The organism is Thermanaerovibrio acidaminovorans DSM 6589 (genome assembly GCF_000024905.1).
GTDB lineage: Bacteria > Synergistota > Synergistia > Synergistales > Synergistaceae > Thermanaerovibrio > Thermanaerovibrio acidaminovorans.
Genome location: NC_013522.1, coordinates 194,533 through 215,363, shown reverse-complemented (window position 1 = coordinate 215,363; position 20,831 = coordinate 194,533). Strand labels below are relative to the sequence as shown.

Genomic DNA, 20,831 nt, shown 5'->3' with positions numbered 1-20,831 from the left:
TGCTATATATTATTGGGTGTCAGAACTAAAGGGGGTGCTTAGTTTGAAGCCCGTACGGACCCTGATAACCGAGGACGACCCCATGGTGTCCTTCATCATAGGCCGGCTGGTGAACTCCCTGGGGGACTTCCTCCTGGTGGGCCAGGCCCAGAACGGTCGGGAAGCGCTGGAGCAGATCCGGGCCCACAAGGTGGACCTGGTGCTGCTGGACCTGTCCATGCCGGAGGTGGACGGCAAGGAGGTGATGCTCACCATCCGGAACGAGGACCTGGACTCGGACGTGATAATAATAACCAGCTCCTACCGGAAGGCGGACGCGGTGGAGGCCCTCAGGCTCGGCGCCTGGGACTATATAGTGAAGCCCTTCTCCTACGATCGGCTCCGGGTCTCCCTGGACTCCTACAAGGACGCGTTCCGCTACCGGGCCTCGCTGCCCGCGGAACTGGCCCAGGAGCAGCTGGACCGGGTCTTCTACCCCGAGAGCCGGCTCAACCTCTACTCCACCTCGGGGATCCAGCGGGGGGACACGGCCCAGCGTATCATGGACGTGCTCTCCCAGGAGGAGCGGCCCCTTTCCGCCGGGGAGATCGCCGACAAGATAGGAATATCCAGGATAACGGTCCGCAAGTACTGCGAGGCCCTGGTATCCACCGGTAGGCTGATAGCCCAGAACCACTACCAGCCAAAGGGGCGCCCCATAAAGAAGTACCAGCCCATATAGGCGGGTGAGGTGAAATGGCCTTAAAGGTGGACCTGGAGGATCTGGAGCTGCCGGCCATAATCCTGCCCCCTGACGGCCCCCCGGTGGGGGCCAACCAGGAAGGGGAGCGGATCCTGTCCCGCTTCCCGGAGGAGCTATCGTCCCTTAAACCCGACGGGACGGTGACCCTGGAGGGGCGCCCCTTCAGGCCCGTGAGGCTCTGTACCCTCCCCCAGGGGGAGCTCCTCATCCTGGTGGAGATGATCCACGGGAGGCGTCAGGACCTGCTCATCTCCCAGATAAGCCACGAGATCAGGACCCCGTTGAGCAACATAATAGGCATGTCGGAGATGTGCCTCATGTCTCCGCCTCCCCCAACCGGCGGTGGCTGGAGTGCATAAGGGAGGCCTCGGGGCACCTGCTCCGGATCGCCAACGATCTGCTTGACCTGTCGGAGATCTCCGGGGACCGGATGGCCCTCAAGGCGGTCCCCTACGACCTGAGGAAGCTGGTCGCCAACACCACCCGGTTCGTGGCACCCATGGCGGAATCCAAGGGGATAATGATGCTGACCCGGGTATCCCAGTCGGTGCCGGAGCTAGTAAACGGCGATCAGGACCGGGTGAGGCAGATCCTGCTGAACCTGCTCACCAACGCAATAAAGTTCTCCGACCGGGGGATGATCTCCGTGGAGGCGGAGGTGGAGGATCAGCGGCTGGCCATATCGGTCATCGACTCCGGACGGGGGATCCCGGAGGACCAACATGAGAAGGTGTTCCTCCCCTTCTACCAGGCCTCCCCGGAGGACCGGGATAAAGGGCGAGGACTCGGACTGGCCATATGCAAGAAACTGGCGGAGTCCATGGGGGGGACCATGGCCCTCAAGAGCGCCCCCGGGGAGGGGTCCACCTTCACCCTTTATCTGCCCCTGGTGCAGGGGGATTCGAAGACGGAACAGGGAGGTGAGGAGCAGGTGGAGGACCGCAGCACGCCGAAACTCCACATCCTGCTGGCGGAGGACGACAACCTGAACCGGGAGCTGGTGGAGGCCATGCTGGTCTCCATGGGCCACCAGGTCACCAGCGCATCCACCGGCATTGAGGCTTTGAACCTCTTCCTCCAAAAGAGGTTCGACTTGGCCATCCTGGACGTTAACATGCCAGAGGGAGATGGGGTGTGGCTAACCAAGGAGATCCGCCGGATCGAAGCCAGACATCCCTCGAGGGGTAAGACCACCATAATGGCCCTAACCGCCTGCGTGATGGAGCACGACAAACAGCGGTGCCTCAATGCGGGAATGGACCTGTTCATAACAAAACCCGTGTCGGTCATGGAACTTCAATCCGCCATAGATGGTCTCTTCGGAGTCAAAGGAGGGACGGGAGAGCGGGACGGGCAGGGGGACCAGAATGCAGAGGTGGATACCAGCGTGCTGTCCGACATGGCCATGGGACAGGTGGAGGTGATGGAGAGGGCCCTGACCCTCTTCAAGGAGGGGGTCCCCCTGATGCTGGAGACGCTACGAATGCTGCTACACCGGCGGGACCTGGCGGGTGCCGCATCGGTGGTGCACAAGCTGAAGGGCCGGTTCGCCACCGTGGGCCACTCAGGGGCTCGGGAGTACCTGGCCAAGCTGGAGGAGGACATCAAGGTTGGCGCCTCCCCGGACCCGGATGGGCTGGTGGAACGGGTGGAGCACTTCGCCAAACAGGTGATTGACCAGTACGAGAGGATAGGCATAAGGGCCCGCTGACCGTTGACGATGTTTTGACAGAGGTGCGCTATGATCCCCCCTGTACAAGGGGGGATTTACATGTCAGTACGGTTCACCCTGAACGGGAGCCCCGTGACCTACTCCCCAGCCCCCTCCGAGAGGCTCGTGGACATGCTACGGAACCTGGGCATGAGGAGCGTAAAGGAGGGGTGCGGAGAGGGGGAGTGCGGGGCCTGCACGGTCCTCATGGACCACCGCCCGGTTACCTCCTGCACCGTGATGGCCTTCCAGGCCCACGGATCGGAGATCCTCACGTTGGAGGGGCTGGAGAGGATGGGGGTACTCCACCCGATCCAGCGGGCCTTCGTGGACAACGACGCGGTCCAGTGCGGCTTCTGCACTCCGGGGATGATCATGTCCGCCTACGCCCTCCTCTCGTCAAACCCGGATCCCACCAGGGAGCAGGTGGCAGAGGCCCTGTCGGGTAACCTGTGCCGCTGCACCGGCTACGTCCCCATGGTGGAGGCGGTGCTGGACGCCGCCAGGAGGCTTAGGGGATCATGACTCACCTGAAGCCCACCAGCCTGGACCAGCTGGTCAAATCCGTCGCCTGCGCGCCGGAGGAGACCCGTTACATCGCCGGCGGCACCGACCTGGTGCCCCAGATCAACCGCCACGGCCTGCCAGGGCCCCTGGTGGACCTCACGTCGGTCCCGGAGCTTCGAAGGCTACAGCTGGGGGACCAGATCCTCCTTAGCTCCGGGGTCACCTTCGCGGAGGTGGCCCAGGCATCGGTCCCCCAAGGGCTCAGGGACATGGCGTCCATGGTGGGATCCCCCCAGATAAGGAACCGGGGGACCTTGGGGGGCAACGTGGCCAACCTCTCCCCCGCGGCGGACGCGGTCCCGATGTTGCTGGCCCTGGACGCCCGGGTGGAGGTCTTGAACCCCCGGGATCACATGACCCGGCTGGAGCCCCTGGAGGGGCTACTGTCCACCCGGGGTCGGGTGGTCCAGAGCCCGCTGGACCTGATCGTGTCCTTCCGGGTGACCAACCGATGGGACATATCCTTCTTCGGCAAGGTGGGATCCCGTCGGCAGGTGACCATATCGAAGCTCAACCTGGCCTTCGCGGCGGACCTGGGCTCCAACGTCTGCCGGGTCTTCATGGGCGCCATCGGACCCACCCCGGTCCGGTGCCCCCAGGCGGAGGAGGCCATACTGGCCCTAAAGGGGCGGGACCTGATGGAGCAACTCCCCCGGATCCTCTCCAGGGCGGTGGAGATGGCGATCCCAACCAGGGCCTCCATGCCCTACAAGCGCAGGGCGGTAATGGGGCTCGGCGAGGACCTGGCCAGGTGCATTTTGACTCACGGGAGGTGAGCCCCTTGAGGGAAGGCAAGGTTGGGATCCCCCTGAACCGCCTGGACGGGGAGGCCAAGGTGCGGGGCACCTTCCGCTTCCTGGCGGATCGGCTCCCCGGCGACGTGCTCCACGGGAGGCTAATAACCAGCCCGGTGGCCAACGGCTGGGTCCACGGGTTCCAGGTCTCTGAAGCCAACCGGGTGGACGGCCTGGTGCGCATATTCACCCCCCAGGATGACCCGCTCCTCAAACCCTTCAACAGCGCGGTCTACATGGAGGACCAGACGGACCTTAGGGACGAGAGGATATTCACCGACCGGCCCCTCTTCGTGGGGGACATAGTCGGGGCGGTGTTGGCCAGGACACCCCAGGGGGCAGCGGAGGCGGCCTTAAGGGTCAGGGTCCTATGTCAGGCGATGGAGCCGGTGGTGTCCATCCACCAGGCCCTCGAGAGGCCCTTCCTGGACTCAAGGCCCGGGCGGCTGGAGGGGCGGATATCCGCCGGGGAGGAGGTTCACCAGGAGGAGTGCGAGACCCTCTCGGTGACGGCAAGCACCCCAAAGGTACACCACGGGGCCATGGAGCCCCACATCTGCCTCAGCTACATGGATGGCCCCACCTTGGTGGTGGAGTCCCCCTGCCAGATGCCCTTCGCGGTCCGGTACGTGCTCTCCCAGGCGCTGGGACTCCCCATGAGCCGGGTCCGGGTGATCAAGGCCCCCATGGGGGGCACATTCGGGGGCAAGCAGGAGGTGATCCTGGAGACCCGATGCGCCCTCATGACCCTGCTCACCGGGCGCCCGGTGCTCCTAACCACCTCCCGGGAGGAGACCATCAACTCCACCAGGAGCCGGGCCGCCACGGTGGGGCAGGTTCACATGACCGCCCGGCGGGACGGGAGGATACTCAGCCGCCGAATCCACGTGATCTGCGACGCAGGGGCCTACGCCTCCGGGGGACACAGGATAACCATGGCCATGGGGAAGAAGGCCTTCCGGCTCTACCGAATCCCCCATCAGGAGTTCCTAGGCATCACGGTGTTCACCAACACGGTCCCCAGCGGGCCCTGCAGGGGCTACGGATCCCCCCAGATTCACGCCATAACCGAGATAGCCATGGACCTGATGGCCCGGCGCCTCCGGATGGACCCGGCGGAGCTGAGGCTCCGCAACCTGGTGCACCCCTTCGACCCGGACCCCACCGGGGCCCCGAACCTGGGTAACGCCCGGGTCAGGGACTGCCTCACCCGGGGCATGGAGGCCTTCCGCTGGGCGGAGAGGCGCGACGAGCTGGAGAATGGCAAGGGGGGCCGGTTCGTCCAAGGGGTGGGGCTCGCCTGCGCCTCCCACGGGAACGGCTACTTCGGCTCCCCCTTCCTAGACGTGATGGGCATCTCCATCCGGCTCGCCGAGGACGGCTCCGCCCTAGTGAGCGGCGCCTTCCAGGAGCTGGGCAACGGCACCATGACCGCCATGACCCAGATAGCCGCCCAGGCCCTGTCGCTGCCGGTGGAGAGGGTCTTCGTGAGCGAGGCGGACACCCATCTGAGCCCCTTCGACGTGGGCTGCGTGGCCAGCCGGGTCACCTACGTATGCGGATCCGCGGTATTGGAGGCCGCAAGGTCCCTCAAGGACCTCATGGCGGAGGCCTTCCTCCGCCTTGCGGGGCTGGAGGGGGACCCGAGCCGGGTCCGGTTCGCGGATGGAAGGCTGGAGCTGGACGGGACCTCCATGACCTATCGGGATCTGGCCACCAGGGCCCTGCGGGAGCTGAAGCTGGAGCTGGCCTCCCATGGAACCCACCACCCGGTGGACAACCCCGCATCCTTCGGGGTCCACTTCGCCCAGGTGGAGGTGGACACCCTCACCGGCCTGGTGCGGGTCACCGACTACCTGGCCTGTCACGACGTGGGCCGGGCCATAAACCCCAAGCTCCTGCGGGGCCAGATTCTGGGGGGGGTCCAGATGGGGATCGGCATGGCCCTCAGCGAGGAGCTCCGGTACGACCGATCCGGCAGGCCCCTCTGCGGCTCCCTGAGCCGGTACCACATGCCCAACTGCCCGGACATGCCGGACGTGAAGGTCCTCCTGGTGGAGGAGGGGGAGGAGGGAGGGCCCTTCGGGGCCAAGAGCATTGGGGAGATAGCCACCGTGCCGGTGGCCCCCGCCATATGCAACGCGGTGAACATGGCGCTGGGCACCTCCATGACGGAGCTGCCCTTCACCCCCGAGAGGATAGTTTCCGCCATGAATGGAGGGAACGTACGATGACCGTCACCCTTGGCGACCGCCCGATCTCGATCCACCAGGTCCTATCGGTGGCCCGGGGGGAGGGGGTGGAGATCCACCCGGAGGCCCTCCAGAGGTGCACCGCCACCTGGGAGGCGCTGATGGACATAGCCAACAGGGGACACCCCAAGGTATACGGCCTCAACACCGGGGTGGGGATAAACAAGGACCAGGAGGTCACCAAGGACAGCTACTGCCGCTACAACATGAACATGCTTCAGGTGCACTGCGTGGGGCTCCCCCCCTACGGGAACCTGGAGGAGGCCCGGGCAGTGATGGTGATCAAGCTGAACCACCTCCTCATGGGCTACACGGGGATAACGCCCCGGTTCATAACCCTCCTCAAGGACATGATAAACCTGGGGGTCCACCCGGCCATACCGCTTAGGGGCTCCGTGGGGGAGGCGGACATAGCGTGCCTATCGCACCTGGGGCTGGTGATGACCGGACAGGGGTTAGTGATCCAGGATGGCAGGCCGGTTCCTTCCGGCCCGGAGCTGGAGCGGATGGGGCTCGAGGCCGTTCAGCCGGGGCCCAAGGACGGGTTGGGACTGGTTACCTCCAACGCCCTGGGGGAAGCGTTGGGGGCCCTGATCCTGGACCGGATCGGCAGGATCGTGGATACCGCGGACCTGGTCTACGCCATGACCCTGGAGGCCTTCCACGGCAACCCTTCCCCCCTGGACCCAAGGGCCATGGACCTCTACCCCTCCCCGGGGGCCCAAAGGAGCGCCCAGACGGTCCGGTCGCTTCTGGCGGGCAGCTACATCTGGGATGACCCGAAGTCCCTTCAGGATCCCCTGTCGCTCCGTTGCTCCGCCATGGTCCACGGGACCGTGAGGGACCTGATCCGGCGTTGCATTAAGGTCCTCACCGCCCACATCAACGCCCCGGACGACAACCCCCTGGCGTTCCCGGACGGGACTGTGGTCCCCTCCGCCCTGTTCGAGCCCCTGCCGTGGGTGGTCCACTTCGAGGGCCTCAAGGTGGCCCTCGGACACCTGGCCCAGACTGTGGCCCGGAGGACCTTGAGGCTAGGCTCCGACCGGTTCACCGGCCTTCCCCGGTTCCTGAACAACGATCCCTGCAACTGCCACGCCTTCGGGGTGATCCAGAAGACCTTGTCCTACCTGTTGGCGGAGGTGCGGCACCTGTGCAACCCCTGCTCCATGGACGTGGAGTCCCTCTCGGAGGACCAGGAGGACCGGGGGTGCAACACCCCCATGGTGATGGACCAGCTGGGTCAGATCGCCCAGAGGCTGGAGGCCCTCCTGGCCATCGAGGCCATCCACGCAGCCCAGGGGATGGACCTGAGGGGCGCCCGCTACGGCGTCGGATCCTCCGCCGCCCTGGAACGTCTCCGGCGGGAGGTGGCGTTCCTGGATGTGGACCGGGACCTGTCGTGCGACATCCTCTCCGCCCAGGCCCTCATCGCCGGGGGAGGTCTGCTTAAGGCATCCAGGGATGCACTGGGGGAGGTGGTGGCTTACCGGGACCTTTGAGGGGTTTTGCAAGCGACGATCCATGGGCTTTACGAGACATGAGAGGAGGGATTGGGATGTTAGCAGGAAACGGAGACATGAAGGTCCGCAAGGAGGTATTCTACCCAATGGCGGCCATCTTCATCGGCGCCATAGCCCTTGGCATTGCGGCCCCCGAGGCGTTCTACAAGGCGGAGAACGCCATAGTGGAGTTCGCCTTCGTCAACTTCGGCTGGCTGTTTCAGCTGTCCAGCGTCATGTTTCTCGCCATATGCACCTACCTCGGGTTCTCCAAGTACGGGGACATAAAGTTCGGTGGCAAGGATGCCAAACCGACCCTTACCGACTGGCAGTGGTTCAGCATCTCCCTCTGCGGCGGGATAGCCACCGGGATCCTCTTCTGGGGCATAGCGGAGCCCATAACCCACTTCATGAGCCCTCCGGACGTGCTGGGTCTCAAGCCCCAGAGCGAGGGGGCCGCCATGTTCTCCATGGTGACCACCTTCATCCACTGGACCTTCATCCCCTACAGCATGTACGGCATAGCGGGGCTGGGGATAGCCTACTGCGCCTACAACATGGGGCTCCCCTACTCGGTAAGCTCCACCCTCTATCCCCTCTTCGGCAACCGAACCCGGGGAACGGTAAGCGCACTGGTGGACAACATATGCCTCCTTGCCATCGCCGGCGGCGTGGCGGCAGTGCTTGGAGTGGGGGCCATGCAGGCGGGCAGCGGCCTTCAGACCCTGACGGGGATCAAGACCGGCAAAACCGTATGGGCGACGGTGCTCGCCATAACGGTCACCATATACGTGGTCTCCTCCTATTCTGGCATCATGAGGGGCATAAGGATCCTTTCGGACTACAACGCCAAGATCTTCCTCCTGATGATGCTCTTCTTCTTCGTTGTCGGTCCCACCAGCTTCATCCTAAACCTGGGGGTCCAGAGCTTCGGCCACTTCCTGGACTCCTTCTTCGAGCGGACCATGTTCCTGTCCCCCATAGACGGGAGCCCCTGGCCCAGGTGGTGGCCCGTCTACTACTGGGCCATATGGCTCGCCTACGCGCCGCTGATCGGCATGTTCCTGGCCCGGCTCTCCTACGGCAGGACCGTAAGGCAGTTCCTGCTCTTCAACGTGGTTCTCCCCTCGGCCTTCGGCCTCCTCTGGTTCTCCATCTTCGGGGGCAACGCCATCCACTCCCAGATACACGGGGGCCAGATATGGGATTCCATCCAGAAGTCGGGGCTGGAGGTCTCGGTCTTCTCCTTCCTCAAGAACTACCCCCTGGGCACCGCCTGGTCCTGGATCTTCATATCGGTGCTGATCCTCTCCATAGTCACCCTCTGCGACTCCATGACCACCACCGTGGCGTCCCTGTCCATGACCGGGAGCCACCTGGAGGGCAAGGAGCCCCCGGCGCCCATGAAGATCTTCTGGGGCATCACCATGGCCTCAATGGCCATAATCAACCTCTTGAGCAGCTCCGGCAAGATATCCGGCATCGACGCCACCAAGCAGATAGCCACCGTGGCGGGGTTCCCCATCCTCTTCTTCATGTGCCTCATGGCCCTGGGGACCGCCAGGGCGATCATGAAGGGCATGGGACCGGTGGACCAGGAGACGGATCCAGCGGAGGCTCCCAAGGGGGCCTGATACGTTCACAGGGGGGAGGCGACTCCCCCCTACTCCACCCCCTGCCCGGCCTCCTCTGGTAGCTCCTCCACGTCCCGAAGGCGCCTCTCCATGGTCCTGCTCCGGCTGGCCGCCCGGTCCAGCTCGTCCCCCGCGTCCTGGATCTTCCGCCGGGCCTTCTCCAGCATCTCCCCAAACCTCCTGAGATCTCCCTTCACCTGACCCAGTAGCTTCCAGACCTCCCCGGACCTGCGCTGGATCGCCAGGGTCCTGAAGCCCATCTGCAGGCTGTTCAGCAGCGCCGCCAGGACCATGGGGCCCGAGGGGACCACCCGGAACTCGGTCATAAGCCTCTCCGCCAGCCCGGGAGCCTTCAGCACCTCCGCGTAGAGCCCCTCCACCGGCAGGTACATGACCGCGAAGTCGGTGGTGTGGGGGGGACACACGTACTTGTCCCTTATGGACCTGGCCTCCGCCACTATCCGGTTCGCCAGCTCCCGCCGGGCCTCCTCCGCCCCCTTCGGATCCGACGCCTCCTGGGCGCTGAGCAGCCGATGGTAGTCCTCCTGGGGGAACTTGGAGTCCAGGGGGAGCCACACGGGGCTCTCGTCCCCCGGCAGCTTCACCGCGAACTCCACCCGGTTGGAGGACCCGGGAACCACCTGCACGTTCACCCCGTACTGGTCCGGGGACATGACCTGTTCCAGCATGTTCCCCAGCTGGATCTCCCCCCAGATCCCCCGGCTCTTCACATTGGATAGCACCCGCTTCAGGTCCCCCACGTCGCTGGCCAGGGCCCTCATCTCCCCCAGCCCCTGGTGGACCTTCTCGAGCCTCTCGGACACGGAGCTGAAGGCCTCCCCAAGCCGCCTCTCCAGCGCCCCCTGGAGCTTCTCCTCCACCACGTCCCGCATCCGGTCCAGCTTCTCCTCGTTGCCCCGCCTTATGCGCTCCATCCCCTCCGCAAGGACCTCCTGCACCCGGGACAGACCGCTAAGCACCGACTCGTTCATGGTCCCCAGCCCCTGGAAGACCCGGGATGAGGAGGCCTCCAGCCCCTTCAGGATCCTCTCCAGCTGGGAGGCCTGCCCCTGCCCCAGGGACTCCATCCCCCGGGACAGGGCGTCCATCTGGCGGATGGACGAGGTCTCCACCAGGTTCCTCAGCTCCACCCGCTGGTCCTGCTGGTACTTGAGGAGCTCTTCCCGGAGGGACCTCATGTCCATCCGGACCTGCCCCGCCTCCCTGGACAGGGCCTCCTCCAGGCGCCTGATGTCCCGCTGGACCTCCCCCTGCTGGGCCCTCACCCTGCCAAGGATCCAAATGGACACCGCCAGGTTGGCCGCCGAGACCCCGAGGCCCGATAGGGCCAAAACAAGGTAGTTCAAATCCGCACCTCCAGTTCACCCATGTTTCGCGGACCACCGAGACCGCCCGCGGAACCGTTATGATATTCTCATACCATCAGGCATTCAACCGTCCAGAGGGACGAAGGGGGTATGACGGTGGTCTACGATCTCTACTCCATGTTCGTTAAGCAGGTGGAGAGGGCGGAACCCTACCTGGGGGCCAACTCGGAGCTCCTTCCCATCTTCCTGGAGCCTCGGGAGGTGACCGAGTACACCCTCCCGCTTCGCATGTCCGACGGCACCATCCGGCCCATAAAGGCCTGGCGGAGCCGGCACAACAACGCCCTGGGTCCCTACAAGGGGGGCGTCCGGTTCTACCGGGAGGCCTCTCGGGAGGAGATCATGGCCCTATCGGGCTGGATGACCGTCAAGTGCTCCGCCGCGGGGCTCCCCTTCGGGGGCTCCAAGGGGGGGGTCAAGGTGGACCCCCACCAGCTGGACCACGAGGAGCTGGAGCGGCTGGCCCGGCTATACGGGATGGCCATCGCCTCCGACAGCGGGGAGGAGGTGGAGATCCCCGCCCCGGACGTGAACACCAACCCCCAGATAATGGCCTGGATGCTGGACACCTTCGAGAAGGTCCGGGGTATCAGCTCCCCCGGGGCCTTCACCGGCAAGCCACCGGAGGTGGGGGGCTCCCAGGGCCGGGGGGAGGCGGGGGCCATGGGGGGCGCCTTCGTGCTGGAGAAGGTGCTCCGCCGGATGGGCAAGGACCCCAGGGGAATGAAGGTGGCCATCCAGGGGTACGGCAGCCTGGGGATCACCGCCCACCGGGCGCTGAGCGCCATGGGGTTCAGGGTGGTGGCCATCACGGACAGCCACGGGGGGGTCTACCGGGAGGGGGGACTTGACCCGGAGGACCTTAGCTCCCACAAGATAATGACCGGGGTCCTAAGGGACTACCGGGACGCGGACAACATTACCGGGGACGAGATCTTCGGGGTGGACTGCCACGTGCTGGTCCCCGCCGCGCTGGAGTGCGCCATAAACGACCGGACCGCCCCAGCGGTGAGGGCCCAGATCGTGCTGGAGCTGGCCAACGCCCCCACCACGCCGGAGGGGGATCAGATCCTGGCGGACAAGGGTACGGTGGTGATCCCCGATGTGCTGGCCAACTCCGGGGGCGTCACGGTGAGCTACTTCGAGTGGGTCCAGTGCAGATCCGGGGAGGTATGGCGCCACTCAAAGGTGGTCCGTAAGCTGAAGGAGAAGCTGAAGGGGGCCATGTGGGACACCCTGGAGCTATCGGAGACCTACGGCATACCCCTGAGGACCGCCGCCTTCGTAAGGGGGGTGGGCAGGGTGCTCAGGGCAATGAAGCTCAAGGGGGTATGGCCCTGAGGAGGGGTAGCATCAAGCGGGGGACGTTGCTGGCCCTCCTGGGACTGGGGCTCCTCCTGGTGATCCTTTCGAACCTGCCGTCCTTCAGGCTGGCCCTGGGGGCCATCCAGCGGGGCTGGGCCCACGGGGGGCTGATCCGGGAGCTCCTGGGGCTGGTGGGACGGGGCTACGCCCTGGCCCGGGGGGCGCTTTTCAACCCCCTCTCGGTGGCCCTGTACGGGGTGGTCATTGGGGCGGTGATACTGCTGGAGAACCGGAACCCGGACCGGACGGTGGCCTGGCTCATGGCCCTGGCGCTGGTGCCCCTCCTGGGGCTGGTGGCCTACCTTCTGGTGGGCCCCAAGTTCGCCTCCGCCCGGGCCCTGAGGCGGCGGCACCAGGAGCTAGCTCGTCACCGAAGATACCCCCTCGAGGTGGAGATCCCCCCTTCGGAGTTTCAGGGGGTGGCCAGGCTTCTGGTCAGGACCAACGGGGCTTTTCCCCTGGCCTTCCAGGATCCTACCATCCTGTCCGATTCGGCCAGCGCCTTCGGCGCCATGTTCGCCGCCCTGGAGGAGGCCAAGGGGTACTTGCACGCCCAGTTCTTCTCCCTGACCAGCGACGGCACCGGCCGCAGGTTCGCCCAGCTGCTGACGGAGGCCCGCCGCCGGGGGGTGGAGGTGCGGCTCCTGTACGACGGGGTGGGAAGCTGGGGGCTCGAGAGGGACCTGCTGGAGGAGCTAAAGGCCGCGGGGGTCCGGGCGGTGCCGTTCCTGCCCATATCGTTCCCCATGTTCCGCCGGGAGTTCAACTACCGGAACCACCGGAAGATCCTGGTGGTGGACGGGTCCGTGGCCTTCGTGGGGGGCTTCAACGTGGGGGACAAGTACGTGGGGCTGGCCAAGGGGCTATCCCCCTGGCGGGACACCATGCTGAGGATCCGGGGGGACGGGGCCCTGGGGTTGGACGACGTGTTCCGTCGGGACTGGCGCTTCGCCTCCGGGGAGGAGCTTCCCCTTTGGAACCCGCCCCCCGCGTGGGGGGGGCCCTTCGTCCAGGTGGCCACCGGGGGCCCCGACTCGCCGGGGGACCCGCTCAAGCACGCCTACCTGGCCGCCATGGGGGCCTGCCGGGAGAGGCTGTGGCTCACCACCCCCTACCTGGTGCCCGGAATGGAGGTGATGGAGGCCATGAGGACCGCCGCCATGCGGGGGGTGGACGTGAGGCTGGTGATCCCCGGCAGGCCGGACCACCGGACCGTCTACTTCGCATCCAGGCACCACATAGGGGAGCTGCTGGAGGCGGGGGTCCAGGTATATCGGTATCAGCGGGGGTTCATCCACGCCAAGACCATGATCGTTGACCGGGAGCTGGCGGCGGTGGGGACCCTGAACCTGGACGTGAGGAGCCTGGAGATAAACTACGAGGTCCAGGCGTTCATCCACCACCGGCGGACGGTGGAGCGGCTGGAGGCGGACTTCGTGAAGGACTTCATGGACAGCCACCTGGTCACCCGGGAGGAGTGGGCCTCCCGGGGGCTGTGGGAGAGGCTACTGGACTCCTCATTCCGCCTCCTCTCCCCGGAGCTCTGAGCTCCGGTGGACCAGCTGGAACACCGTCACCTCCGGGGGGGCCATCAGCCTCACCGGAGCCCCCCAAGTGCCGGTGCCGGCGCTCACGTAGACCAGGCTACCTTCGAAGGGCCCCTTCATCCGCTTGAGCCCCTTGGAGTGCCGGTAGGCGGACAGGGCCAGCAGGGTGAAGGGGAAGATCTGCCCCCCGTGCACGTGACCGCATAGCATAAGCTGAAACCTGCCGGCGGAACACCGGTGGACAGTGGGCCTATGCTTCAGAGCCAGGGTGAAGACCCCGTCCTCCGGCACCGATCCCCAGAGCTCCGCCTCCTCCCGGGACCTCCCGGGCCCCGAAAGGTAGCCCGGATCGTCCACCCCCACGATCCTAAGGGGCCCCACCGGGACCCACTGGTCCCGGAGGATCCGCATACCGCAGGCCCGGTGGAACTCCATGGCCTCCTCCAACCCCGCGTAGTGCTCGTGGTTGCCCAACACCGCGTAGGCCCCCAGGGGGTGCGGCACCGACGCCAGAGCCTCCGCCAGGTCCCTAAGCCCCTCCGGCGGCCCGTCCAACAGGTCCCCGGTGGAGACCAGCAGGTGGGGCTCGAGCCCCCTCAAGGTCTCGCAGAGCCTGGCCACGAAGGCCCGATCGTTCACCATCCCCAGGTGCAGATCCGATATCTGGACCACCCTTATGGAGGTCCCCGGGGGGAGTCGATCGGATCCCACCACGTACCGGACCACCCGCACCCGGGACGCCTCCCCGAGCCCCCAGGCCACCGCCAGCACCGAGACCCCAAGGGTCAATCCCAGGTCCCAGGGGGCGGGTATCAGGCGCCACAGGGCCCCCAAAGGCACCGCCGACACCGCCCGCCAGAGCCCAAGGCACCGGAGGGCCACCAGCCCCCAGGTCAGTAGCCCCCACAGGAACCCCACCGGCACCGCCAGGTAGGATGCGTCCTCCACCAAGTCCCCGATGGGACCCGCAAGACGCCGGCGGAGGAAGGGGGTGAGGAGGGAGAAGCCGGTGACCGGGGCGAGGAGCAGGAGGGCGGTCAGGGCCCCGTCGAAGGGGAGCACCCACCGGCGGTAGGCGAAGAGGCCGCCGGCAAGGAGGGCGAAGGTGGCCAGCGCCGCCACCGCATGGCCCACGTAGGCCCGCCGGAGCGTGAGGCCCCTACCCCCCGCAGCGGTCCCCATGGGGATCCACCTTGACCCGGAAGGCGCTCCTGGGCAGGAACCGGGCGCAAAGGACGGTTATGGCCGAGGCGGCCAGGATCCGGGCGGTTATGAGGAGCCAGCCGTTGGCCCCCACCGCCACGAATACCAGGGTGTCCTCCACCACCGCATGACACCCCACCAGGAAGAGGATCACCAGGAACCGGTCCCTCAGGCTGAGCCCCTCCTCCTCCGAGGCCTGGATTATGACCCCTGCCCCGTAGGCCAGGCCGAAGGCGAGCCCAACCAGGAGGGGCAGCGACGCCCGCTTGGACATCCCGAGGGCCCGGGAGACCGGCGCGAAGGCCCCTAATAGCCGCTCCATCAGCCGGTAGTCCCTGGCCAGCTGCATCAAGATCATCAGGGGGATCACCACCACCGCCAGGTTCTTCACGGACCTCATAGCCCCAAGGGCTATCTTCAACGCCAGATCCACCTCACGCACCCCCTAACGTGCCCATCAAAAGCCCCGCGGCGGACGCCATGCCCAACCGGATGGCCGCCATGAGCCAGAAGGAGACCCCCATCTTGCGGCACAGGGCCCCCTCCACGAAGAGGTTGTGGGAAAAGGACAGCATCAGCGCCAGGGTGGTCACCTGGTAACCGGTGAGATCCAGGGCCTTCATGGCCCCTATGGCGGCGTAGAGATTTATGGCGTTCCCCACCACCAGCACCATGGCGGCCTCCCCGGGCAGGCCGAAGATCCCCATCAGGGGGCCAAAGAGCCTGGCCACCCACCCCAAAGCCGGCGTGGCCCCCAGGAGGGACACCACCACGTAGACCGGCACCGATATCTTCACCAGCGTCCAGGTGGTCCTTAGCCCCAACTTAACCCCCCGCTGGATGGACTCCAAAAGGAACTCCAACCCGCCAGATCCGCTCAACCCTCATCCCCCCACGGCCGATCTAATGGGGCCCGCCCCCAAGCCAAGACCCGGCTACCACGGACCCCATGATGATGATAACATCCCCTTTGACCTTTGGGCCCTTTGGGCCTATGCTCAAACTTACCAAGTAAGACGAGGAGGCCGATTATCCGGTGAGCATGTTAGGCCTGTTTCTTGGATTAGTTACCGCCTGTTTTTGGGCCATATCCCCCATACTTTTAAAGGTCGGGATGAGGGGGGTCCGGCGGGAGGACGTGAACCCCATGAGGTCCTTCGGGTTCCTTCTGGGGATGACCCTCATAGCCCTCCTGACCCGCTCCGGGGGGTTCGTGCCCAACGGGGCACTGGCGGCGGTGATGGTGGTGCTGAACGTGGTGCTAGGGAACTACCTGGGGGACCAGCTCTACTTCGGGGCCATAAAGGAGCTTGGGGTGAGCCGGGCGGTGTCGGTGGGCAGCTCCTATCCCCTGATGGTGACTTTGGTGTCCGTCCTGTGGCTCAAGGAGAGGCCCGGGGTGCTACACCTGATGGCCACGGGGCTGATCGTGCTGGGGCTGGTGCTCCTCAAGATGGAGCCTCATCGGGAAGGGGAGAGGGTCTACCCCATAGGGGGCTACATAAAGGCCCTTGGGGCCGCCGCCTGCTGGGGGGTGAGCATCCCCATGACCCGGTGGCTGGTCACCGCCGGCGGGCTCTCGCCGGTGGGGGCCAACTGGTGGAGGTCCCTTACGCTGGTGGTGGTGGCCTGGGGGCTCTGGTTCAGGGGGCCCGGGTCGAGACCGGAGAGGCGCCGGGCCCTGGCCCGGATACCCCTCAAGACCTGGCTGATCCTGAACGTGGCGGGGGCCATAGGGCTAGCCCTGGGGGGCTACACCTTCGCGGTGGCCCTCACCATGTCCCCCGCGTCGCTGATAACCCCCATAACCGCCTCCAGCCCCATAATCACCGCCCTAGTGGCGGTGGCCTTCATGGGGGAGAGGCTGGCCAGGCATCAGTGGATCGGGGTGGGCATGGTGGTCCTGGGCTCCGCCATCATCGGGGCCCTCTAGCCCTTCACGTCCAGCCTGCCCTTGGGTAGCGGGGACCGTTGGGGGGAGGCGGCCTCCAGGCGCTGGACCTCCTCCGGAGGGAGCAGGTCGATCATGCGCCTCACCGAGGCGTAGATCTCCTCCAGCTCCCTAGGCTCCAGGGGCTCGTTGGCGATCCGGGACCTCTTGCGGCCCCTCATGAGGTAGTATTCGTCCAGCAGGGCCTCCACGTTGCCCATGAACTTGAGGGAGGCCTTCTGGAACTCCCGCTGGTAGTGATCCACCAGCTCCTGGTTCCGGTTGGACACCGCCTGGTCGATCCGGTCCGCCAAGGTGGCCAGCACCGCCACCAGGCGCTCCGCGTTGTAGGCGCTCAGGCGGAGACGATCCTCCGGGGAGTCGGGCGTAACGCTCATGGCAATACCTCCGAGTGGATGGTTATCCTCAAAATTATATTCGGAAGGGGCGTTGGGTTCCATGAGAGGACTTTTCAGATCCCTTAGGCACCGGAACTTCCGGCTCTTCTTCATGGGCCAGTCGGTTTCCCTCACCGGCTTTTGGATGCAGAAGGTGGCCACCGGATGGCTGGTCTACCGGCTCACTGACTCCCCCATGGCGCTGGGGACCGTGGACTTCGCGGGCTCCATCCCCATGCTGTTCCTCACCCCCTTCACCGGGGCGGTGCTGGACCGGCTGGACCTGAGGAGGACGCTGTTCGTATGCCAGGCCCTCTGCGCCCTCCAGGCCCTGGCGCTGGGGATCCTCACCCTGGCGGGAGTAATATCATTCTGGCACGTGGTGCTCCTCAGCGCCGCCATGGGGGTCATAAACTCCTTCGAGATGCCCACCCGCCACTCCATGGTGCCCCAGCTGCTGGACAACCGGGATGACCTGGGCAACGCCCTGGCGCTGAACTCCTCCCTCTTCAACCTGGCCCGGCTGGTGGGCCCCTCGGTGGCGGGCTTCGCCATAGCGAAGCTGGGGGAGGGGATCTGCTTCCTGGCCAACGGGGTCTCCTACCTGGCAACCCTCAAGGCCCTCACCATGATGAACCTCCCCAGGGTGGATCGCCCAGCCAGCAGGTCCTCCACCCTGGATGACCTGCTGGCGGGTTGGCGGTACGGGATGGAGAACCGCACCATCCGGTCGGTCCTGCTGACCCTATCGGCCCTCTCCTTCTTCGCCTTCCCCTACCTGGTGATGCTCCCTGCGGTGGCCCGGGACGTCCTCCGGGGGGACAGCGTAACCCTGGGGCTCCTCACCTCCGCCACCGGGGTCGGGGGGCTCACCGGGGCCCTCTTCATGGCCTGGGCCAGCGGGATGGACCTCAAGAGGCTACTCCCCACCGCGGTGCTGGCCTTTGGCCTTTCGCTTACCGCCTTCGGGGCCTCCAGGGTCACCGGGCTATCCATGATCTCTGTGGCCTGCGCCGGGTTCTCCATGGTGATGTGCCTCATCGGCAGCAACACCCTCCTGCAGCTCAACGCGGAGGACTCCAAGCGGAGCCGGGTCATGAGCCTCTACATCCTGGCGGTAATGGGCATGGGCCCCTTTGGGAGCCTGATCATCGGCGGGCTCTCCAAGGCCCTGGGGGTCTCCATGGGGATAGCCCTGGGCGGGGTGCTCACCCTGCTCTCCGGGGGGCTACTCATGACGAGCCTCAGGAACCGATAGGGAACCCCATCCTCTCCGCCACGTGGATCACGTGACGGCGCACCAGCTCCTCCGCCAGGTCCGGGGCCCCCTGGTCCAGGGCCCGGACTATGGCGGCGTGGTCACCCGTGGAGGCCCTGCCCAGACCCATCTCCCCCTCGAAGAGCTCCCGGTGCAGCACCGCGAAGGCGAAGGTCTTGGCCAAGGGACGATCCAAACACTCCAGGAGGGTCTTGCTCCCCGAGGACTCCCCCACCAGCCGGTGGAACATCCAGCTGGCGTCTATGTAGCCCTCCATATCCCCCTGGTCCACTGCCAGCTCCTCCCGGTGGACCACCTCCTCCAGGCGCCTCAAGGTGGAGGTCCTGCGCCCCACGGCACCCCGGCGGGCCGCCATGCCCTCCAAAATCACCCGCAGCTCAAAGGCGTCCCGGATCTCCTCCTCCGTAGGGTTGGACACCCAGGCACCGCCGTTACGGACCAAGGTCACCAGCCCGTCAGAGTCAAGACGCCTTATGGCCTCCCGGACCGGGGTCCTGCTTATGCCCAGCATGTCCGCCAGCAGGTTCTCGTATAGCCTCTCCCCGGGCTTCAGCTCCCCCAGCATTATCTTCAGCCGTATGGCCCTGTAGGCCTCGTCCGCGGCGGTGGAACTAATCAACCAGATCGACCCCCTATTCGCTAGCCATGTCTATGGCCTGGTTGGACAGCCTGTCCGCCCGGCGGTTCTCCTCCCGGGGTATCCACCGGAACGACACGTCCATCCCCTCCGAAAGCTCCCACACCCGCCGGGCCAGCTCCCGTAGGTGCGGCATGTTTATCTTCCACTTTCGGGTCACCTGGCTCACCACCAGTTGGCTGTCCCCCATGGCGATGAGCCTGTCTATCCCCCGGGACCGGGCCTCCTCCAGTAGGGCTATGAGAGCCCAGTACTCCGCCTCGTTGTTGGTCCTCCTGCCCAGGTACTCCCGGTGCTCCCAGACCACGCGACCATCCTCATCCTCCAGCAGGGCACCGGCCCCAGCGGGACCCGGGTTCCCCCGGGACGCCCCATCGAAATATCCCTTGAACAAGTCCATTCATCCTTCCAGTGAAACTTATTTTAGTGGTGAATAGCAATGCTATAATAGCCACGAACAACATTGGACCAAGGGGGTGAGGGCCTTGCGGTTCGTCTTCGAGTCCTTGGAAGAGCTGGCGGGATCCCGGGACCGGATCCTCCAGGTCCTCAGGATCATGGCCCCCTCCAAGGCCCTTAGGATCTTCGTAACCCTCAACGAGGCACTGAACAACGCGGCCCTCCATGGGGAACCCCCGATCGTCCTGGAGATAGATAAGCATACCAGAGAAACCACCGGGGAAGAAAGGCTGATCATAAAGGTCTCCTGCGGGGGAAGGGGCTTCGTGCCCCGTCTCAGGCTCAGCGATCCAGAAGTGCCCCGGGGCAGGGGGCTTTGGCTCATGGGAGCCATGGCGGACCGGCTGGCATTCGAGGATCGGGGACGGATGGTCATCATGGAACACCGGCTGGACAGGCCCGGTCGGAAGAGGTCACTAGACACCTACTGGGGGGATGAGGATGGGATACAACATAACCACTGAAGGACAGAAGGCCACCGTGGCTGTCCGGGGGCACCTATACGTGGAGGACGTGGCGGACATGAAGGCCCGGATCTTCGACGAGATCGCCAACGGGGTGGTGAACTTCCAGTTCGACCTGACGGACCTGAACTACATCGACAGCGCGGGGCTGGGGCTCCTAATAAGCATACAGAAGCGGGTCATCCCCCTGGGGGGGAGGGTCACCGTCACCGGCGCCCAGGGACTGGTGCTGGAGATCTTCGAGCTGACCCGGCTGGACCGGGTCTTCTTCCCCCGCTGAGAGAAGCCCCGAGGGGAGATCCCCTCGGGGCCAAAGGCTACAGCCTGGACAGCAGGTCCTTGACCCTTTCGTAGGTGGGCAGCTGGCCCGCGGTCAGCACCTTACCGTCAACCGCCAGTCCTGGCGTGGACATTACACCGAATTCCATTATCTCGTTTATGTCCGAAACCTTCCTGATGGTGAACTCCAGCCCCAGCTCCCTGGCGGCCTGCTCCGCCATCTCCGTCAGCTTCTTGCACTTGGGACAGCCGGTCCCCAGTATCTGTATCTCCATCCTCTACACCTCCCTAATGGTATAGGGGCGCTAAACCCCTTTCATCTTCCTAAGGATCCTTAGCAACAGATCCGGCTTAACTCCCCCGTAGGCGGCCACCTTGTGGTCCACCATCACCAGGGGAATAAGGTCCGGCGATGACTCCGCGGCCCTCCGGGCCACATGGTCACAACTCGGATCCGACGGATCCTCCACCGTCACCGACACGTCCTCGAACCCCTCAGCAGATAGGATCCTACGGATCTCCTCCGCCGCCCCCTCAAGGGTCATCTCCGGATCGCACTGACTGCCCCCACAGCAACAGATGGGATTGGCCTTGCTTCCCTTGGGACCCACTATAAAGCCCCTGCTCACCGACCGCATCCCTCCGTTCGAGCTACGCAAATCATGTGACGATATTATCAC

General features: G+C 65.5%; 23 protein-coding genes. 14 read left to right on the top strand and 9 right to left on the bottom strand.

The features are described 5' to 3' along the window. Positions 1 to 43: 43 nt before the first annotated feature. The 8 genes from TACI_RS00970 to TACI_RS00935 all read left to right on the top strand — a co-directional run bounded on the left by TACI_RS00970 (position 44) and on the right by TACI_RS00935 (position 9,202). Positions 44 to 721: a response regulator gene (locus tag TACI_RS00970; protein ID WP_012868951.1), complete on the top strand. Its 678-nt coding sequence runs from the start codon at positions 44 to 46 to the stop codon at positions 719 to 721. 14 nt (positions 722 to 735) lie between these two features. Continuing rightward, the gene (locus TACI_RS00965) at positions 736 to 1,101 is read left to right on the top strand and encodes a histidine kinase dimerization/phospho-acceptor domain-containing protein (protein ID WP_164925082.1); all 366 of its coding nucleotides are present in this window, start codon (positions 736 to 738) and stop codon (positions 1,099 to 1,101) included. Then, positions 1,053 to 2,453: an ATP-binding protein gene (locus TACI_RS00960; protein ID WP_164925081.1), complete on the top strand. Its 1,401-nt coding sequence runs from the start codon at positions 1,053 to 1,055 to the stop codon at positions 2,451 to 2,453. Before TACI_RS00965 ends, TACI_RS00960 begins: the two co-directional genes overlap by 49 nt. A 60-nt stretch (positions 2,454 to 2,513) precedes the next feature. Beyond that, on the top strand, positions 2,514 to 2,978 hold the full coding sequence (locus tag TACI_RS00955; RefSeq protein ID WP_012868950.1) for a (2Fe-2S)-binding protein: 465 nt from the start codon (positions 2,514 to 2,516) through the stop codon (positions 2,976 to 2,978). Next, positions 2,975 to 3,796 (top strand): FAD binding domain-containing protein, encoded by an 822-nt coding sequence (locus TACI_RS00950; protein ID WP_012868949.1) that lies wholly within the window; start codon positions 2,975 to 2,977, stop codon positions 3,794 to 3,796. Before TACI_RS00955 ends, TACI_RS00950 begins: the two co-directional genes overlap by 4 nt. 5 nt (positions 3,797 to 3,801) lie before the next feature. Next, a complete protein-coding gene (locus TACI_RS00945; protein ID WP_012868948.1) occupies positions 3,802 to 6,048 on the top strand; it encodes a xanthine dehydrogenase family protein molybdopterin-binding subunit in 2,247 nt (748 codons plus the stop codon). Then, entirely contained in the window at positions 6,045 to 7,568 is a 1,524-nt protein-coding gene (locus TACI_RS00940; protein ID WP_012868947.1) for an aromatic amino acid ammonia-lyase, read from the top strand. Before TACI_RS00945 ends, TACI_RS00940 begins: the two co-directional genes overlap by 4 nt. Positions 7,569 to 7,645: 77 nt before the next feature. Continuing rightward, positions 7,646 to 9,202, top strand: coding sequence for a BCCT family transporter (locus TACI_RS00935; protein WP_242601124.1), 1,557 nt, complete (start codon positions 7,646 to 7,648; stop codon positions 9,200 to 9,202). A gap of 29 nt (positions 9,203 to 9,231) precedes the next feature. On the opposite strand, the gene TACI_RS00930 is transcribed toward TACI_RS00935, so the two are convergent. After that, the gene (locus TACI_RS00930; RefSeq protein WP_012868945.1) at positions 9,232 to 10,569 is read right to left on the bottom strand and encodes a DNA recombination protein RmuC; all 1,338 of its coding nucleotides are present in this window, start codon (positions 10,567 to 10,569) and stop codon (positions 9,232 to 9,234) included. A 111-nt stretch (positions 10,570 to 10,680) separates the two neighbouring features. Between TACI_RS00930 and TACI_RS00925 the strand changes: the two genes are divergently transcribed. Both TACI_RS00925 and cls read left to right on the top strand, forming a co-directional pair. Further along, the gene (locus TACI_RS00925; RefSeq protein WP_242601123.1) at positions 10,681 to 11,931 is read left to right on the top strand and encodes a Glu/Leu/Phe/Val family dehydrogenase; all 1,251 of its coding nucleotides are present in this window, start codon (positions 10,681 to 10,683) and stop codon (positions 11,929 to 11,931) included. Continuing rightward, positions 11,922 to 13,502, top strand: a complete 1,581-nt coding sequence (gene cls / locus TACI_RS00920) for a cardiolipin synthase (protein WP_012868943.1) — start codon at positions 11,922 to 11,924, stop codon at positions 13,500 to 13,502. Before TACI_RS00925 ends, cls begins: the two co-directional genes overlap by 10 nt. On the opposite strand, the gene TACI_RS00915 is transcribed toward cls, so the two are convergent. From TACI_RS00915 to TACI_RS00905, 3 genes are read right to left on the bottom strand one after another with little or no spacing between them, the layout of a single operon-like run. After that, entirely contained in the window at positions 13,473 to 14,684 is a 1,212-nt protein-coding gene (locus TACI_RS00915) for a metallophosphoesterase (RefSeq protein ID WP_012868942.1), read from the bottom strand. The genes cls and TACI_RS00915 overlap by 30 nt on opposite strands. After that, on the bottom strand, positions 14,662 to 15,138 hold the full coding sequence (locus TACI_RS00910; RefSeq protein ID WP_164925080.1) for a nucleoside recognition domain-containing protein: 477 nt from the start codon (positions 15,136 to 15,138) through the stop codon (positions 14,662 to 14,664). Before TACI_RS00910 ends, TACI_RS00915 begins: the two co-directional genes overlap by 23 nt. A 1-nt stretch (position 15,139) precedes the next feature. Beyond that, positions 15,140 to 15,586: a nucleoside recognition domain-containing protein gene (locus TACI_RS00905; RefSeq protein ID WP_012868940.1), complete on the bottom strand. Its 447-nt coding sequence runs from the start codon at positions 15,584 to 15,586 to the stop codon at positions 15,140 to 15,142. Between the two features lie 161 nt (positions 15,587 to 15,747). Between TACI_RS00905 and TACI_RS00900 the strand changes: the two genes are divergently transcribed. Further along, entirely contained in the window at positions 15,748 to 16,638 is an 891-nt protein-coding gene (locus TACI_RS00900) for a DMT family transporter (RefSeq protein ID WP_242601163.1), read from the top strand. Here TACI_RS00900 and TACI_RS00895 read toward each other — a convergent pair. Then, on the bottom strand, positions 16,635 to 17,033 hold the full coding sequence (locus TACI_RS00895) for a hypothetical protein (RefSeq protein WP_012868938.1): 399 nt from the start codon (positions 17,031 to 17,033) through the stop codon (positions 16,635 to 16,637). The genes TACI_RS00900 and TACI_RS00895 overlap by 4 nt on opposite strands. A 61-nt stretch (positions 17,034 to 17,094) precedes the next feature. Between TACI_RS00895 and TACI_RS00890 the strand changes: the two genes are divergently transcribed. Continuing rightward, complete coding sequence (locus tag TACI_RS00890; RefSeq protein ID WP_164925079.1) at positions 17,095 to 18,291, top strand: MFS transporter; 1,197 nt, start codon at positions 17,095 to 17,097, stop codon at positions 18,289 to 18,291. Here the strand turns inward: TACI_RS00890 and TACI_RS00885 are convergent. Further along, positions 18,278 to 18,931: a GntR family transcriptional regulator gene (locus tag TACI_RS00885; RefSeq protein ID WP_012868936.1), complete on the bottom strand. Its 654-nt coding sequence runs from the start codon at positions 18,929 to 18,931 to the stop codon at positions 18,278 to 18,280. The two genes, TACI_RS00890 and TACI_RS00885, sit on opposite strands and share 14 nt — an antisense overlap. Positions 18,932 to 18,944: 13 nt before the next feature. Beyond that, entirely contained in the window at positions 18,945 to 19,349 is a 405-nt protein-coding gene (locus tag TACI_RS00880; RefSeq protein ID WP_423218552.1) for a ribonuclease HI family protein, read from the bottom strand. 85 nt (positions 19,350 to 19,434) lie between these two features. Here TACI_RS00880 and TACI_RS00875 point away from each other — a divergent pair, with 85 nt between their 5' ends. Continuing rightward, a complete protein-coding gene (locus TACI_RS00875; protein WP_012868934.1) occupies positions 19,435 to 19,872 on the top strand; it encodes an ATP-binding protein in 438 nt (145 codons plus the stop codon). Further along, positions 19,850 to 20,152, top strand: coding sequence for an STAS domain-containing protein (locus tag TACI_RS00870; protein ID WP_012868933.1), 303 nt, complete (start codon positions 19,850 to 19,852; stop codon positions 20,150 to 20,152). Before TACI_RS00875 ends, TACI_RS00870 begins: the two co-directional genes overlap by 23 nt. 37 nt (positions 20,153 to 20,189) lie before the next feature. Here TACI_RS00870 and TACI_RS00865 read toward each other — a convergent pair whose 3' ends face one another. Both TACI_RS00865 and TACI_RS00860 read right to left on the bottom strand, forming a co-directional pair. Beyond that, positions 20,190 to 20,426: a thioredoxin family protein gene (locus TACI_RS00865; protein WP_012868932.1), complete on the bottom strand. Its 237-nt coding sequence runs from the start codon at positions 20,424 to 20,426 to the stop codon at positions 20,190 to 20,192. 30 nt (positions 20,427 to 20,456) lie between these two features. Beyond that, a complete protein-coding gene (locus tag TACI_RS00860) occupies positions 20,457 to 20,780 on the bottom strand; it encodes a hypothetical protein (RefSeq protein WP_012868931.1) in 324 nt (107 codons plus the stop codon). Between the last annotated feature and the right edge of the window lie 51 nt (positions 20,781 to 20,831).